This window comes from Methylophaga marina (assembly GCF_030296755.1).
Classification (GTDB): domain Bacteria; phylum Pseudomonadota; class Gammaproteobacteria; order Nitrosococcales; family Methylophagaceae; genus Methylophaga; species Methylophaga marina.
Genome location: NZ_AP027741.1, coordinates 2,969,081 through 2,984,811, shown reverse-complemented (window position 1 = coordinate 2,984,811; position 15,731 = coordinate 2,969,081). Strand labels below are relative to the sequence as shown.

General features: G+C 42.8%; 14 protein-coding genes. 7 read left to right on the top strand and 7 right to left on the bottom strand.

Features of this window, described 5'->3' with window-relative positions; all coding sequences use genetic code 11:
• Positions 1-14 precede the first annotated feature (14 nt).
• The 3 genes from QUE24_RS15140 (at position 15) to QUE24_RS15130 (ending at position 2,460) form a co-directional block, all read left to right on the top strand.
• Positions 15-1,259 carry a response regulator gene (locus QUE24_RS15140; RefSeq protein ID WP_286304617.1) on the top strand — a complete coding sequence of 415 codons (1,245 nt, stop codon included), beginning with the start codon at positions 15-17 and terminating at the stop codon, positions 1,257-1,259.
• The gene (locus tag QUE24_RS15135; RefSeq protein WP_286304616.1) at positions 1,241-2,104 is read left to right on the top strand and encodes an EAL domain-containing protein; all 864 of its coding nucleotides are present in this window, start codon (positions 1,241-1,243) and stop codon (positions 2,102-2,104) included. Before QUE24_RS15140 ends, QUE24_RS15135 begins: the two co-directional genes overlap by 19 nt.
• Positions 2,105-2,232: 128 nt before the next feature.
• On the top strand, positions 2,233-2,460 hold the full coding sequence (locus QUE24_RS15130; protein WP_286304615.1) for a cysteine-rich CWC family protein: 228 nt from the start codon (positions 2,233-2,235) through the stop codon (positions 2,458-2,460).
• A gap of 179 nt (positions 2,461-2,639) precedes the next feature.
• Here the strand turns inward: QUE24_RS15130 and QUE24_RS15125 are convergent, their stop codons facing one another.
• The 4 genes from QUE24_RS15125 to QUE24_RS15110 all read right to left on the bottom strand — a co-directional run bounded on the left by QUE24_RS15125 (position 2,640) and on the right by QUE24_RS15110 (position 9,448).
• On the bottom strand, positions 2,640-3,410 hold the full coding sequence (locus QUE24_RS15125; protein ID WP_286304614.1) for a hypothetical protein: 771 nt from the start codon (positions 3,408-3,410) through the stop codon (positions 2,640-2,642).
• 288 nt (positions 3,411-3,698) lie between these two features.
• Positions 3,699-5,105, bottom strand: coding sequence for an efflux transporter outer membrane subunit (locus tag QUE24_RS15120; RefSeq protein WP_286304613.1), 1,407 nt, complete (start codon positions 5,103-5,105; stop codon positions 3,699-3,701).
• Positions 5,102-8,272, bottom strand: a complete 3,171-nt coding sequence (locus QUE24_RS15115; RefSeq protein WP_286304612.1) for an efflux RND transporter permease subunit — start codon at positions 8,270-8,272, stop codon at positions 5,102-5,104. Before QUE24_RS15115 ends, QUE24_RS15120 begins: the two co-directional genes overlap by 4 nt.
• A gap of 6 nt (positions 8,273-8,278) precedes the next feature.
• On the bottom strand, positions 8,279-9,448 hold the full coding sequence (locus QUE24_RS15110; RefSeq protein WP_286304611.1) for an efflux RND transporter periplasmic adaptor subunit: 1,170 nt from the start codon (positions 9,446-9,448) through the stop codon (positions 8,279-8,281).
• Between the two features lie 182 nt (positions 9,449-9,630).
• On the opposite strand from QUE24_RS15110, the gene QUE24_RS15105 reads away from it, so the two are divergent.
• The 3 genes from QUE24_RS15105 to QUE24_RS15095 are packed head-to-tail and all read left to right on the top strand — an operon-like array spanning position 9,631 to position 12,189.
• A complete protein-coding gene (locus QUE24_RS15105) occupies positions 9,631-10,296 on the top strand; it encodes a response regulator (protein ID WP_286304610.1) in 666 nt (221 codons plus the stop codon).
• Positions 10,293-11,666, top strand: a complete 1,374-nt coding sequence (locus QUE24_RS15100) for an ATP-binding protein (protein WP_286304609.1) — start codon at positions 10,293-10,295, stop codon at positions 11,664-11,666. The genes QUE24_RS15105 and QUE24_RS15100 overlap by 4 nt, the downstream gene beginning before the upstream one ends.
• A complete protein-coding gene (locus tag QUE24_RS15095; protein ID WP_286304608.1) occupies positions 11,650-12,189 on the top strand; it encodes a DUF3750 domain-containing protein in 540 nt (179 codons plus the stop codon). The genes QUE24_RS15100 and QUE24_RS15095 overlap by 17 nt, the downstream gene beginning before the upstream one ends.
• A gap of 24 nt (positions 12,190-12,213) precedes the next feature.
• On the opposite strand, the gene QUE24_RS15090 is transcribed toward QUE24_RS15095, so the two are convergent.
• Positions 12,214-13,305 (bottom strand): DUF748 domain-containing protein, encoded by a 1,092-nt coding sequence (locus QUE24_RS15090; protein WP_286304607.1) that lies wholly within the window; start codon positions 13,303-13,305, stop codon positions 12,214-12,216.
• Between the two features lie 282 nt (positions 13,306-13,587).
• Positions 13,588-14,604 (bottom strand): amidohydrolase family protein, encoded by a 1,017-nt coding sequence (locus tag QUE24_RS15085; RefSeq protein ID WP_286304606.1) that lies wholly within the window; start codon positions 14,602-14,604, stop codon positions 13,588-13,590.
• Between the two features lie 160 nt (positions 14,605-14,764).
• Here QUE24_RS15085 and QUE24_RS15080 point away from each other — a divergent pair, with 160 nt between their 5' ends.
• Positions 14,765-15,217 (top strand): protein tyrosine phosphatase family protein, encoded by a 453-nt coding sequence (locus QUE24_RS15080; protein WP_286304605.1) that lies wholly within the window; start codon positions 14,765-14,767, stop codon positions 15,215-15,217.
• Positions 15,218-15,252: 35 nt separating this feature from the next.
• On the opposite strand, the gene QUE24_RS15075 is transcribed toward QUE24_RS15080, so the two are convergent.
• Positions 15,253-15,726 carry a nuclear transport factor 2 family protein gene (locus QUE24_RS15075; RefSeq protein ID WP_286304604.1) on the bottom strand — a complete coding sequence of 158 codons (474 nt, stop codon included), beginning with the start codon at positions 15,724-15,726 and terminating at the stop codon, positions 15,253-15,255.
• Positions 15,727-15,731: the final 5 nt, after the last annotated feature.

Below are 15,731 nucleotides of genomic sequence, written 5' to 3'. Positions count from 1 at the left end.
GATGAGTGAATAGCATGAGTATGGAAACAAAAATTTTAATCGTTGATGATGACCCAGTCATTATTCTGGAATTATCAACTGTATTAAAAAGTTTAGGCGATATTTATGTGGCTAACTCAGGGGCGAGTGCCATAGCTACAGCCAGGGATATCGTTCCTGATATCATCTTGTTAGATATCGGACTTCCTGATGTCGATGGCTTTGATGTTTTAACTGAACTCAGCAACAATGAGCAGCTGAAACATATCAATGTCATCGTCATCACCGCCCATGGCGAATTTGATAATCACTTCAAGTCATTATCTCGTGGTGCTATAGATTTTATTACAAAACCAGTAAACGAACTGTTACTTGAGAGAAAAATTCGTTCGATGCTGATGAATCGAACGCATATAGCTAATACCGTTAAATCAACTTCACAGACTCAACTAGAACAATTGAAAGAGCAATTCGTGCATCTGTTAAGCATGCTGACTGAGGCCGTCATGATCACAGATGTAGAAGGCAACATAGAATTGGCTAACGATTATAGTAAGTCTCTCTTTGGATTCGATGACCTGACCAATAGAAATATCAAAGATATTATTCCCGATGATCAACTTGCTCATCACCAAGAAGCGTCAACCATAACTGAGCAGCATGACTTCACGCCCATATTCAAACAGATGGATTTAAGCAAACAAAATAGTCAGACTATCGAAGTCGAAGTAGGCGTGTCTTTACATAAAAGCGAGCAGGATTTTCATTTCTTATATGTGATCCGTGATCAGTTTGAGAAGAAATTAACACAAGCTCGCTTACTCAAAGCCGCGCTATATGATTCTTTAACAGGCGTATATTCCAGAGAGGCGCTAGAACTTGATTTAGAAAAAATCTATGGTAAAAAAAGTAACAGGGCAAGCTACCTCGGCTGTCTGCTGAATATTGATAGGTTTAACGAATTGAATGCGGTTTATGGCCATGCCCACTGCAATCAGTTACTCGTCGATGTCGCCACCGAGCTCAAGCATTTGATGCAAAACTTACCCGTCAGAATATATCGTGTCGGTGGTGATATATTTATCATCAAATCAATTCAACCTATTGAAAAGGTTAACTACGCTAATATAAAAGATACCGTTCAGGATGCCTTTTCTATTTTATTAGAGTCAGTTAGTCAGCAACTTAAGCATAAATTATCGATTAGTGCGGTCATGTCTTTTTTGAAAGTGACACCGTTAAAAATGGTGCTATGTTACCCATGCTGGAAGATGCACTGAAAAATTATAAACAAACAGGCAAATCTGGTGAGCTTATTTTTGTAGAAAACACTAACTATGGCAGGACGGTGAAAGTCGCAGCGCTGGCTCAGTCCATGTTAAGTGGTCTGGATTTTTCTTCACTCAGTGTGGTTTATCAACCTAAAATCAATTCAGTTAATCAGGTGGATTCTGCTGAAGCATTATTACGCTGGGATAATGTGAATTCAGCACCACTTACGCTATTAGATTTTATTGGTGTGGCAGAAAGTACAGGTGTGATTGTGGATGTTGGGTATTTTGTGCTTGAGCAAGTGTGTGAAATGCTCAAAGTTATTCGACAGCGCGTTCCTGACTTTCATAAGAAAATATCGGTTAATCTCAGTATTCGACAGCTCGCTGATACCAAGTTAGTTGAAACCTTCGAGGCCATATGTAAACAGCATAATGTGCCCACTCACCAGATTATTTTCGAGGTGACAGAATCAGTGATGGCAGAGAATATCAATCTGTTAACGTCTGTCATCCATGCACTTAAAACAGCCGGGTTTGGGATTGCCATTGATGACTTCGGTACAGGACAATCCAACCTGAGCTATCTAAGTCAGTTACCAATTGATGAATTAAAAATTGATAAGTCGTTTATTGACAAAATAAATAGTGAAGATGGGGATTACCCGATTGTGGATATGGTGATATCAATGGCAAAAGCCCTGAAGTTAAAAGTGGTTGCAGAAGGTGTTGAGACGGTTACACAAGCGACGTACCTTCGCTCAAAAGCATGTGATCTGATTCAAGGTTATTACTTTTACAAACCATTATTACTGTCAGACTGGCTAGAACTTAATCTGCAATCAGTAAAATAAACACGCCACCATGATTGATGGTCTTTTATGGCTTATAACGTTTCTATCACCAGCTTATTATCAGGGCTGGAAACAATGTGAGTAGGTTTGACTTTTTGAATACTCGACTTCAATGAAATTCATCACATATGACTGAGAGTCAAAGCGTCTGCGCTGACAGATGTCCCATATGTGGTGGTCCAAACGATTGTGGCAATTTATCAGTCGATAGTAACCCGGCTGATTGTTGGTGTCATAAAGCGGATATGATAATTAGCCAGACCCTTTTAGAGCAGGTACCTTCAACTCAGAGAGGCAAAGCCTGTATTTGTCAGCAATGCGTTATCAGACAAGCAGCAGATATGACTAGCAAGTAAATATTTTACTTATTAAGACAGATAAATATAAAAGCTTGGGAGGCAATCATTTTTTACCTCAAGATTAAATAACTAAAAACGGTCGGGATTTGTTTTGTTATATACGACTTCGTTTCTCTCTAAGCTAGTTTGAAAAAAATAATAAATCATTTATCGGAACTGGTTTCTGTAAGAATTGATTAAATTGCAGTTATATTGATGTCTAAACATACATCTGGACGTTTGCCATTGCGAACAGGATGATCAAGCACATGCAGGCCATATATGTGATCATGCCAGCCCGCTGGGCTATGATTCTGTCTAATACGCATTTCTTCCATCTTACGAAGTTCATTTTGATCATTCCATTCTCTTACTGCTAACATTTCGCCACACCATGAGTTATTGGTCAGTAAGTCATTGATATCATCTAGATACATAATAGTGACGGGGAGGTAAAGCTCAGGATTATTATGTTTAAAAAGCTCAAATACAGATAAGGTTGAAGAGTAAAGGTCTACATCTACAGCAACAAAACCAACCGGTGCGTCATTAGATAAATGTTCTTGACAGAAAGGTTCTATCGTATCAGCAATATTTCCTGAAATGAGTTGAGCATTTTCAGGCAATTTTTTTCTTATCTCATCATGGTCAACAAGGAACTGTCCTTCATGCCATAGCTCAGGATGATCCTTATATCCACTTGATAGTGCTGGCATACCAATATCTGAATCGAAGCCATAAATATCATATTGCATGTCTGTAGATTTAGTCATGATGGCGCAGATGTCACATAGGTTTATCAGTCCCGCGCCAGTCGCAACGCCAAATTCAAATATATTCAGCTTTTTTATACCGAGTTCTTTTGCTTGAAGTGTAGCAAGCCATAGACCGAATGCATATGCTGGTCTGCCAATCTTATCGTTGAATATCTGTTCCGCAATATTATCGACATCTTTAAACTTTTTCACGTCACTTTCCTTCGTAGTAGATTCAATCAAACATGTTAGATAGTCTGCTTATGGCAATGGTCAAAATTATCTTCTTTTCAAAGATAATTTAAGCAGAATAAATGCAGCACAAAAATATCACACAATGAAGAACTATTGTGATACCGGATTTGTAGGGGATAAGCCATTTTCAGCAGCTATTGTGAAGTGGCTTAATGCAAACAGCAAATTCGGCTCTAAAATCAGTGACAACAACCAACGCCATTTAATGGGCACTAATGGTGCGCCAACGCCCTCATAATATTAACGCTACTGAGGTTTGACTTGCCAGCCACCACCTAATGCTTTGTAAATAGCGACTAAATTAAGCCCTGAAGTAATTTCGCTATTTGCTAAGGTATCTTCTGCTTCCAGTAATGTTCGTTCAGCATCTAACACATCAAGAAAATTATCATAGCCACTATCAAAGCGATTTCTGGCCATGGTGGCAGATTGTTTTGCCGAAGCCGCAGCTTCTTGCAATTCAGCACGCCGTTGTTCCTCGTTAGAAAAATCACTCATCGCGGACTGTAATTCTTCAAGTGCTGATAATACCGTCTTCTCATATTGTGCCAACGCGACTTCAGTTTGGGCATCAGCTTGATCGACATACGCTTTCAAGCGATCACGATCAAAGACTTGCCAACTGATCGATGGACCAATTGAGCCGGCGAGGGCAGTGGTACCAAAGCTACTCAAGTTAGTAGAAATAAAACCTAAAGAGCCAAGAATACTGACCTTGGGAAATAAATCCGCCACGGTCAGATTATAATCCGCCACACTGGCCGCCAATGAACGTTCAGCTGAGCGGATATCTGGGCGTCGGGTAAGCAACTGTTGCACGTCACCCACGGCTACTGTTAGCGGTAATGTCGGTAGAGCCTTAGTCTCAGACAAACGACTACGTAAAGCATCTGGTACTTGCCCTGTTAAAACAGAAAGACTGTTTATGGTCGAATCTATCTGCGCTCTTAATGGTGGAATCGTGGAGCGAGTCAGACTGAGTTGTGTTTTGGCACGACTCACATCCAGAGCACTGGCTCCGCCTGCATTCAATATCTTTTCTGTTAATTCAAAGGTTTCATTTTGATTTTCAGCATTTCGCTCAGCAATATCCAAACGATACTGTGCCCCGCGTAGAGTAAAGTATTGTCTGGCGACTTCTGCGGCGACACTGACATACATTTGTTGCAAGTCGGCGGCGATAGCTTGTTCCTGAGCCAGTTGTGACTCAATGCCATAGCTGACACGTCCAAAAATATCTAATTCCCAATTGGCATCAAAGCCTGCTTCATAGATATCAGCCGCGCGAGTGTTCGCATTTTGTGTTTCCTCAGAATACAGGTTACGACTATAACCACCGTTTGCATCGACTGTCGGGTATCTATCTGAACCCACTGCTCTGGATAAAGCACGAGCCGCCTGTAGGTTCGCCAGTGCAATCCGTACATCCAGATTATGTACTAATGCTTTTTCAACGAGTTGCGTTAATTGTGGATCCTGAAAAGCTGTCCACCAATCTGCGATAGGTTGCTGTGCATTAGCAAACTCGTAGGTGTCATCACTCAGTTGTGTCGCTTCAACCGTCTTATCCGTCGTGGGTGACTGATAATCTCGAAATTGAGCACAGCCAGTGATGGACAGGCTAATTAAGGTACACAAGATCATTTTGTTCATGATTTTTCTCCTGTCGCCTGTTCAGGTTTGAAGTAAAGCGCAACCCGACGACAAATCACATAAAACACTGGGGTAAATATTAACCCGAAGAAGGTCACGCCAAGCATGCCTGAAAATACTGCGATACCTAATGCCTGACGCATTTCAGCACCCGCACCTTGAGCGATGGCCATGGGCACAACACCTAGAATGAAAGCGAAGGATGTCATCAAAATAGGGCGTAAACGTAGTCTGGCTGCTTCAACGGCTGCATCCCAGACAGAACGTCCCTGACGCTCCAGCTCTCGGGCGAACTCAACAATCAATATGGCATTTTTTGATGCTAAACCTACCAGCACGACCAAGCCTATTTGCGTCAGGATATTGTTATCCATCTTCGCCAGATACACACCGGTGATGGCTGATAACAGACACATCGGTACAATCAGGATGATAGAGAACGGCAATGCCCAGCTTTCATATTGCGCAGCCAATAATAAGAACACAAACACAACAGCCAGTAGGAAAGCCAAAGCAGCAGTATCACCGGTTGCTTTCTCCTGATAGGCAATTTCAGTCCACTCATAACCAATGCCATCAGGCAGAATTTTTTCTGCTAGTTCTTCCATGGCATCAAGTGTTTGGCCACTACTGAAGCCTTCCGCACTACTGCCCATAACACCTGCTGCTGGATATAAGTTATAGCGTGGCACTCGAGAAGGGCCAGAGGTATCACGCACTGTGGCAAACGAGCCTAGAGGCACCATATCGCCATTAGTACTTCTGACACGGATTCGAAGTGCATCATCTACAGATAAACGATCCTCAGCTTCAGCTTGAGCGGTTACTCTAAAGGTTCTTCCTAAGTAGTTGAAATCATTAACATAGACTGAACCAATAAACACTTCCAATGCCTCAAACACATCAGGCACAGGTACGTTCAGTCGTTCCGCTTTATTACGGTCAATATCCAAATAGATTTGCGGATTATTAGTATTAAAGAAAGAATAAACAGCCGTTGTAGCAGGGCTATCAGGGCTATTTGCCGCAGCGGCCATATCGGTTGCTGCTTGCTCTAATACTTTTAAGCCACGGCCACCACGATCCTGCAGCATCATCTTGAAGCCGCCAGCACTACCAATACCGGGCACAGGAGGGCGTTCAAATACCGCCACCTTGGCTTCTTTGAAGCTGGCAGCCACAGCACGCATATCACTTAAGATAGTCTGATATTCAATGCCTTTAGCTATACGATCTTCAAATGGTTCTAGTGGTGTAAATATCACGGCGGCATTAGATTGAATGGTTCTTGTCGCGCCAGAAAACCCTGTAAAACCAACCGCGTTTTTCAGACCGGGTACGGCTAACATTTCTTCAGTCACCGCCTGAACCACTTTATCCGTAGCATCAAACGAGGCGCCGTCAGGCAATGTGATAGCCACGATCAAAGAACCTTGATCTTGTGACGGAATAAACCCGGTCGGAACACGGTTAAATTGAAATGCGGTTAAGGTCATCAGGCCCGCATAAATCACTAACATAATCAGTCCCATGCGAATGGTTTTACCGACAAACCAGCCGTAGCGATTTGATAAGCCTTCCATACCACGGTTGAAACCATTGAAAAATGCTTTTACCGGTGAGCGGTACCATTTAACGGGTTTCTCTGGTTTATCCTGATCGTGTGACTTCATCAAAATGGCCGCGAGTGCTGGTGATAAGGTCAGTGATACAGCGACCGAGATCATGGTGGCTACAGCGATGGTAATACCAAAGGCTTGGTAAAACTCACCTGAAATGCCTTCAAGGAACAGGGTAGGCAGGAATACAGCAACCAAAACCAGCCCCATGGCAATTAATGCTGAACCTACTTCATCCATCGTTTTACGGGCTGACTCACGAGGCGACAGTCCATTACGCAGGTTCCGCTCCATATTTTCAACGATAACAATCGCATCATCCACCACGATACCAATCGCCAAAACCAGACCAAATAATGTCAGGTTGTTTAACGAGAAACCAATGGCTGACATCACCGCAAACGTACCAATAAGTGATACTGGAATAGCCACAATAGGGATAATCGCTGCACGCCAGGTTTGTAAGAAAACCAGAATAACAATGACCACCAAAAAGACGGCTTCATAAACGGTCATTTTTACTGCATCAACCGATTGTTCGATAAAGTCTGTCGGGTTGTAGGCAAACTCATAAGTCATGCCTGGTGGAAATTCAGCCGCGATATCTTCCATTTCGGCTTTGATCTGATTGGCTGTTTCAATCGCGTTGGTACCAGGACGTTGGAAAATAGGCAAAGCGACGGCTTGTTTTCCACCTAAATACCCTTTGGTGATGTAATCCTGAGCTGCTAGTTCTATTCGCGCCACATCACGTAGTCGAACAATACGACTATCATCACTGGCTTTAACAATGATTTCACCAAACTCTTCTGGTGTCGTTAATCGACCTTGTGTCTGGACGATGTACTCGTAATAGTTCTGATCGGGTTGTGGTGCACGGTTTAAGGTACCACTGGCGACCTGAACATTTTGATTACGGATAGCAGAGATAACATCACCCGCCGCGATATCATACGACTGCATTAAGTCAGGTTTTAACCAGAGACGCATCGCATAATCTGAGGCACCATAAACAGGGACTTCACCCACACCATCAATACGACGAATACGATCACGTATATTTAATACGCCATAGTTAGCGAGATAATTTTGATCGTAGGTGCCATCTGGTGAGGAGAGATTGATAACGATCATCAGATCAGGTGAGTTTTTCTTGGTAGTCACACCTAAAGCACGGACACTTTCTGGTAATTTGGCTTCAGCGATAGCGACACGGTTTTGAACTAATACTTGGGCTGTATCCAGATCCGTTCCCAGCTCAAAGGTAATGCTCAACGTCATTGAACCATCGGCAGAGGATTGTGAGTACATATAAAGCATGCCCTCAACCCCGTTGACTTCCTGCTCAATCGGTGTTGCCACCGTTTCAGCCACTGTCTCTGCTGTTGCACCAGGGTAGGTTGCTGATACTTGAATAGTCGGTGGGGCTACTTGTGGGTATTGCTCAATAGGCAAACTCAAATAGGCCATATAGCCAATAATGACAACGATAATGGAAAGTACCGAAGCAAAAATAGGCCTATCAATAAAGAATTTTGGAAAATTCACAGTCGCTTATTCCTTATCAGTTTTTGAGATGTTCGTTGTGTCTTCAGTGGCTTGCTTACCTAAAACATCGAGAGGCTTCCACTCAAGTTCGACAACATTAGGTGTCACTTCCTGACCACTGGCTCGAATACGTTGAATACCGTTCACAACGACTTTTTCATTACCGGTTAGGCCGGTGCTGACCACAATCAGATCGTTTTCAAGTAGATTGCCGACAGTGACATATTGACGTTTGATGGCATTATTCTCATCGCTGATATAGACGAATTTTTTATCCTGATCTGTATTGATGGCATTCTCGGGCACCAGTATGGCGTCGTAGTTAGCACGACCTAACAAGCGAGCACGCCCAAACAGACCTGGGTAAATAATGCCGTCATCGTTGTTCACTGTTGCGGTGGCCTGAATAGTACCGGTGGCGTTGTCGACCACATTGTCAACAAAGTGCATTTTGCCTTCGTGGTAGAACTTATCTTCGTCCATCAGTTTGATATAGATAGGGTTAGGACTGGAATCGCTGCTGGGGCGTTGCCCTGCACGGTCAAGACGCAGGTATTTCAGCAAGTCAGCTTGCGATCCTTCAAATCGGAAGTGAATAGGGTTGGTACTGACGATACGGGTCAAAATGGTCTGATTTTCTTCAATCATGTTGCCAATATCGACGTAGCTATCACTGATTTTACCGTCGATGGGCGAAGTGACTTCTGTGAAGCCTAATTGTAGTTTGGCATTATTCAATGAAGCTTCTGAAATTTGAAGTTCCTGGAAACGTCTGTCGACTTCTTCCTGAGAAATCGCATTGGATTCACGCAACAGATGGGCGCGATCCAATTCTTTTTTGGCGAGTTCATGCTGAGCCTGAATTTGTTTTAGCTCATAACGAAAAGGACGAGGGTCAATCACATACAGGACATCGCCTTTCTTAACTTGTTGACCATCCTTAAATTTCTTCTCGATGAGATAGCCGGTTACTCGTGCTCTTAAATTAACATTATTGATGGCTTCAAAACGGCCTGTAAACTCATCCCAATCCGTCAGTTTATGTTGAAGTGGAATTGCCACATCCACCTCAACAGGAGGGGGAGCAGCCTGTTCAGTAGGTTGATTCTCAGGCTCGGAACAAGCAACTAACATTAACGAAAAAGCAGATATGAGTGTTAAAGGAATGACTCGCATGGTAAACATCTCTTATAAAAAATTTAATTGGGTTACTGGCTAGTTAATCAGAGCAACATATACACGAAGCTGTGTAATTTACATCAAGTCTATGAGTCAAACATTAGCTCTACATTATGTCGTTTTTAATATTCACTTAATGTTAATAACCATAATGAGTGTGTAATTATTGGGAATCATGTATGTATATTTTACTGGTTGAAGACAATGACATCGTCGGTGATGGCATCAAACAGGGGCTGGAAACATTAGGCCACAGCACCGACTGGGTAAAAGACGCTCATACCGCCAATCAGGCTATTCAGCATGTGAACTATGATGTCGTGATACTTGATTTAACATTACCTGATTACGATGGCATGACATTACTGACCAAGTGGCGTCAAAATAAAATATTACTGCCTGTACTTATCCTGACTGCACGAGATGCTATCCCGGATAGAGTCACCGGTCTTTCTGCTGGTGCCGATGATTATCTAACCAAACCCTTCGACTTTGATGAGTTAGTGGCGCGATTACAATCCATCACACGCCGTATCGCTGGCCGGGCAGATAATGTGATTACTTTCGCGCATATTAGTTTCAATCCCACTAAAGGTGAAGTCAAAGCGAATGGTCTTCCCGTCAAGTTATCTAAAAGTGAACTGATTGTGCTTGAAGCCTTGATGCATCAACCAGGAAAAGTGGTGAACACGGAACAATTACAAGACAGACTCTATGGCTGGGCTGAGGGCGTGGCAAGTAACGCTGTCGCAGTACATATTCATAATTTGCGTAAAAAGCTGGGTACGGATCTCATTTGTACTGAACGCCGTTTAGGCTACTTTTTAGCCGTGGATAAACAATGAAAGGTAGCCTAAGAAATAAACTCCTACTGTCGGTATTTTTAGTCACCGGTATTTTATGTTTGGCTATCGGTCCATTCATGTACCACACCATTAAAAGCGATGTGAAACAGATTCTGGATGATCGCTTAGCCGCCTCAGCAAAAATGTTGTCTCATATTGTTCATCAATACGATGTAAAGAATGAAAAGCCATCCTCATCATTAACCAATGAACTGATTCAACAAATAGAAAAAAATAGAGAAAATACAGAGGTCATTGTCTGTAATGTCACTCGTATTGATGGCGAATTAATTATCAGCACTGAAGATGATAACCGTGATGTCTTAACCTCTGTCAAAGATGGCTACAGCTTCGTTCGGGATAATGGCACTATCTGGCGCGTATTCAAATTAACCGAGCACGGCATTTCAGTCACGACTGCCGAGAAGCTGGATAAACGTCGTCAACTCTTTAATATCGTCTTGATTGGGGTAGTGATTCCCTGGGTACTGGCTGTTTTGACGCTGATTATCTCTCTTTATTTTATTATTCAGCGCGTATTTAAACCCATGACACAGCTACAGGATCATTTTGATACCCACACGGGCAGCAGTTTGACACCCATCGAAATTGACGATGTGCCAAGTGAAGTCAAGGGGGTGATTGCCGGTTTTAATGCTTTGTTGGCTAGAGTCAAAGCCGTGCTGGAAAGTGAACGTCGCTTTACTGCAGATGCTGCTCATGAACTGCGTACACCGTTGGCAGGCATTACGACCCAACTACAAGTCGCCATGCTCAAACAAGGTGCGGAAGCGGACTGCAATCTGAAACAAGCCAACCTGGCGGTTAAACAGCTAACAGAACTGCTTGATCAATTATTAATGCTGGCAAGGCTCGATGCCGAGCAGATGGCAGCGATCACGGCAAGCAGCAGCGCTAGTGAAATCACTAGCAAAGCATTAACGCCGCTTCACTCTATGATCAAAGAAAGTCAGGTAGAAATTCATAAAATTATTCATAGCGATCAGGATTTATTTTTGCCACAAGAACTCGTCGCTGTTGCCATCAGAAATGTCATAAAAAATGCCATTCAGTTCTCGGTTCCAGAGCAGTCAGTGTCAATCCTGGTGACAGAACAAGATGATTTTGTGACCTGGAAGATAACGGATGAAGCAGGGGGCATTGATGCTGAGTTACTACCCAATGTGACTAATCGTTTCGTGCATGATAAGAAAAAAGGTAACTTTGGGCTGGGCTTGAGCATCACCAAAGCCATCGTCGATATTCTCAATGGTGAGTTAAATATTGCCAATACAAAAACCGGTTTACGCGTTGAAATCTCTTTACCACATTCCAGTCAAGGTTTAGGTCGTGATGACACGTTTACTTAATGTTGTGACATCCTTTATGTTGGTGGTCGCCTTGAGTGCTTGTACCTCTCAGGACTGGCGAACGGCCAGCCGTGAACCAGCAGGCATTGCAGCTGATCCAAATAAAGAAAAACAAGCCATTATCGAAGTCTATGCTGCCGATGCGTTTAGCTGGCGTGGCTGGTTCGCTGTGCATTCCTGGATAGCGGTAAAACCAGAAAATGCGGCAACATATACGGTCTACGAAGTGGTGGGCTGGCGAGTAAAACGTGGTTTACCTGCATTACGTGAGTTTCAAACCACTACACCAGACACCTATTGGTATGGTGCCAGACCCGAAAAAATCTTGTCTCTAAAAGGAGATAAAGCCGCCGAATTGATTCCTGAAATTAAAACCGCAGTAGCCAATTACCCCTGGGCAGATGAGTATTCTTTATTTCCTGGTCCGAATAGCAACACTTTTCCGGCCTGGGTAGGCTTACAAGTTAAAGAACTCGGACTAAAAATGCCATTTCGAGCCATTGGCAGTGGTTACGCAGACTAAGCTGTTTATCACTAAACAAACACACTATTCTTGTCGAAATTGTTTATCGTAGGCTTCCACAAAAGCATTATGCAGTATGGATAAGAAAGCTTGCCATGGACTGATATTCTCCTGATCCAAGCTACCACTGATTTGAATCTCGGCAGCAATTCTGTCCTTAGGTTGATTACGGAAAATTTGTCCCAATGCGGCCATAACTGATTCCCACACAACATTAATGAGTCCTTCATCACTGTCTTCACTAAGATCTAAGATGGTCACGTTATCTAAAATGGGCCGGGCATAGCCGTTCAACTGACCATCCTCAGCTTTAAGGGACATTAACAACTCACCCTGACCTGACTCCATATTAAAGTTGGCATAAGCTTCAGTCAGTTCATTGAGTTTGACGGCATCCACATTTTCTACTTTTAATTTAATATCAAAATTGCGAAATCTTCCAAGCGGATTCAGCTTTCCATCGATAGATAACTTAGCCGTTTCTAGCATGGTTCCTTTAAAAGATAATGTCGATTCTTTAGCATCATCACGATTGCTCAAACCGGTAAACTGGCCATTCAAATCGCTCAATACAAGGTGAACGGGCGGGTCAGACTGAAAGTTGTGAAAATGAAGCTGCCCTCGTTTTATAGCAAGACGTTCGATTCTAATCGGTAGCAGTTGTTGCAACATCTCTCGCCAATCGGTGCCAGCACCTGTTTGCACCTTGTCATCATTTGCATCCACAAAATGTACTTCAGGTTCGATAAGCTCTACATCAGCTACCACTTCACCACGGAATAGTACGGACCAGCTGATAGCAAGATCGATGCTATGCGACTCAAAGAAGGTGACGGGGATATCTCTATCTGTTTTGACGATCTTAATGCTGTTTAAGGTATAGGCACCACGCCAGAGTGCGATATCAACATCCTCAATATGCGCACTGTAGTCGCCCATATTGGCTAGTTTTTTATTGAGGTAGTTTTTGACTAATGTTGGTAGCGCCAGCTGGGCAGCCACGAGTAAAACAACAAGTGCAATAGCCAAGATAAGAATAGGCTGTGCTTTTCCATTCTGCTTATAAAAGCTCTGTGCGTATCCTGCGCATTTATTACCAACTCGACGATTTGGCATGACTCACTCCTTAATGACTATGCAGTGGGGGCTGAATTTAATTATTTGATAATTAAACGAACTTCACACCTGTTTCAAAATATAACAATTTTACGGTCTTGGCTGGGCTTTTCTGTCTCATCTCAACGCATAGTCGGTTAACAATCGTGGTAAATCATAGACGCGTTACAATCAAATTATGAATGCAGAGAAACCACTTTTTGTTTCATAACGTCGCTACAGAAAGAGATACACTTAAGATGTTTAGTGTCTTGCTGTGAATGAAGCTGGACAAAACCTTTATCATTCCTTAATCGTATTTATATCTTTAGAGTCAGGTAACAGAGCGAGAAAGTTATCATGAGCAATCGCTTTTGCTACGCCCTCTGGTAGTGCATCTAATACCGTATCAAACCCATGCATAATTTTACCGACATTATCAAAGCTGCCGACCACATCACTGCCAATCACAAACCGGGTCGGATACTGCTCAAGCAAACTCAACCACTTAGCTCGTGGCTGACCTTTTTCATCCAGTAAATAGGGTTCGATCATTGTCCATGACAAGTCTATGGTCAAATTCTCGTATTTATCCAAAAGCGTTTTTAACAGTGGCCGAATAAAATCGAGCTCTTCTTGATGTCGGTGCAACTCTTTACTGGTACCAGCATGTGCCCAGATGAATTTGACCTCGGGATTCTTGCCAAGAGCTTCTTCTAACTCCTCAAGATACAAGGGGTTGCGCTCACGTTGAGACGTGATATTGCTATGAACTAAGACGGGTAGATCATGTTCGGCAGCCAGCTTATAGACTTTCATCATGGCTTCACTATTGGCCCTTGGCGCACTGCCATGAATCAAAGCAGTGAGATCATCATGTCGTGTAAACACCTCACCGATACCTTGCCAGAATCCCGGGTTAAGCTCTAATGCCCGACGGATATGGTTCACCGCATTTTTATCATCTGGGTTAAAGCCAGATAAGAAAGGAATAAAGCGTTTCTGTTGTTCAGTACTTAGATTTTTTATCGCAGCGTGTAGCTCAAGATCAGTGCCGCTATACCAATAAATCGGGGCATCATCCCCCGCATAATAGCGTGGTTTTTTGGGTTCATTTTCATCCCATGTCTTGGCAACGGGAATCCCCATAATGACAGCCTGGCTTATATCACTCTCATCCATCACCTTCAGTAAGGCCGGCATGCCATCTGTTTCCTGAAAAAAATCGACGTAATGTAAATGTCCATCTATATAGTCACGTGCTGAGACAAGCTGACTTATCAGCAAGCACGAAAAAGCGAATCCTGTTTTTAACTTCATTGTTATTGTTCATTCTATTTTTATTATTAAAGGTATTCAGAGTGTCAATTCAACAAAGAGTTCACAAAGAGTCGCCATGACGTTGCTTATCCAATATGATTCTTGTTAACAGGTCATGATAATCTTAAAGCGCCATAACAAGAAATGGAGTATTTCGATAATGGAAACCACCATTAAGAATGCGTTGAATGTGACACTTAACATTGCCAGTTCTGGACAACCCACTATCGACGAGTTTGAGAAAATTGCAGAGCAGGGGGTTCAAGTCATCATCAATCTGGCAATGCCTGATTCTACGTCAGCTATTGAAAATGAAGGCAGTATCGTCACCAGTCTAGGTATGACGTATATCCACATACCTGTGCCATTTGACGCCCCCAGTCAGACTCATTTAGAGCAGTTTCTTAATATTATGAAAGCATTCTCAGCGCATAAAATCTGGGTTCACTGTGCCATGAACTACCGTGCATCAGCTTTCTTATATCTTTATCTTCGTATTGTTGAAGAGAAACCTGTTTTTGAAGCAAAACGTGCTTTATTAACTGAGTGGTTACCCAACGAAACATGGGCCACTTTTATCAAAGATTCAGAATCACAGTTATTGCCAGAGTGAAAAAAGCTCCGAACTAAAAGTCCGGAGCTGCTTGTTTATAAGTTTAAATCACTCAAACTTGGGTGGTCATCAGGTCTTCTACCTAATGCCCAATGAAATAAACGATCGGATTCTTTAAGCGGCAAATCATTAATGCAGGCAAAGCGACGTTGCATTAGACCTTGCTCATTAAATTCCCAGTTTTCGTTACCATACGAACGAAACCAGTTGCCACTATCATCATGCCATTCGTATGCAAATCGCACAGCTATGCGATTTTGTTCAAATGCCCACAGCTCTTTTATTAGACGGTAATCGAGTTCTCTTGCCCATTTCTTTTGCAAAAAGTCTTTGACTTGTTCGCGACCACGAGGAAATTCAGCACGGTTACGCCAGATAGTATCTTCGGTATACACCTGTGCCACACGATCCGGGTCACGGCTGTTCCAGGCATCTTCAGCCATACGCACTTTTTGTGTAGCCGAGGCTTCATCAAATGGCGGAAGAGGGGGCTTAATATCGGTTGTCATAGTGT

What these genes read in the sequence shown, in the direction of transcription:
- QUE24_RS15110 (WP_286304611.1), bottom strand. Translation starts at nt 9,448, where the DNA reads ATGCGAGTCATTCCTTTAACACTCATATCTGCTTTTTCGTTAATGTTA.
- QUE24_RS15100 (WP_286304609.1), top strand. Translation starts at nt 10,293, where the DNA reads ATGAAAGGTAGCCTAAGAAATAAACTCCTACTGTCGGTATTTTTAGTC.
- QUE24_RS15135 (WP_286304616.1), top strand. Translation starts at nt 1,241, where the DNA reads ATGCTGGAAGATGCACTGAAAAATTATAAACAAACAGGCAAATCTGGT.
- QUE24_RS15085 (WP_286304606.1), bottom strand. Translation starts at nt 14,604, where the DNA reads ATGAAGTTAAAAACAGGATTCGCTTTTTCGTGCTTGCTGATAAGTCAG.
- QUE24_RS15080 (WP_286304605.1), top strand. Translation starts at nt 14,765, where the DNA reads ATGGAAACCACCATTAAGAATGCGTTGAATGTGACACTTAACATTGCC.
- QUE24_RS15090 (WP_286304607.1), bottom strand. Translation starts at nt 13,305, where the DNA reads ATGCCAAATCGTCGAGTTGGTAATAAATGCGCAGGATACGCACAGAGC.
- QUE24_RS15120 (WP_286304613.1), bottom strand. Translation starts at nt 5,105, where the DNA reads ATGAACAAAATGATCTTGTGTACCTTAATTAGCCTGTCCATCACTGGC.
- QUE24_RS15095 (WP_286304608.1), top strand. Translation starts at nt 11,650, where the DNA reads ATGACACGTTTACTTAATGTTGTGACATCCTTTATGTTGGTGGTCGCC.
- QUE24_RS15075 (WP_286304604.1), bottom strand. Translation starts at nt 15,726, where the DNA reads ATGACAACCGATATTAAGCCCCCTCTTCCGCCATTTGATGAAGCCTCG.
- QUE24_RS15130 (WP_286304615.1), top strand. Translation starts at nt 2,233, where the DNA reads ATGACTGAGAGTCAAAGCGTCTGCGCTGACAGATGTCCCATATGTGGT.
- QUE24_RS15105 (WP_286304610.1), top strand. Translation starts at nt 9,631, where the DNA reads ATGTATATTTTACTGGTTGAAGACAATGACATCGTCGGTGATGGCATC.
- QUE24_RS15140 (WP_286304617.1), top strand. Translation starts at nt 15, where the DNA reads ATGAGTATGGAAACAAAAATTTTAATCGTTGATGATGACCCAGTCATT.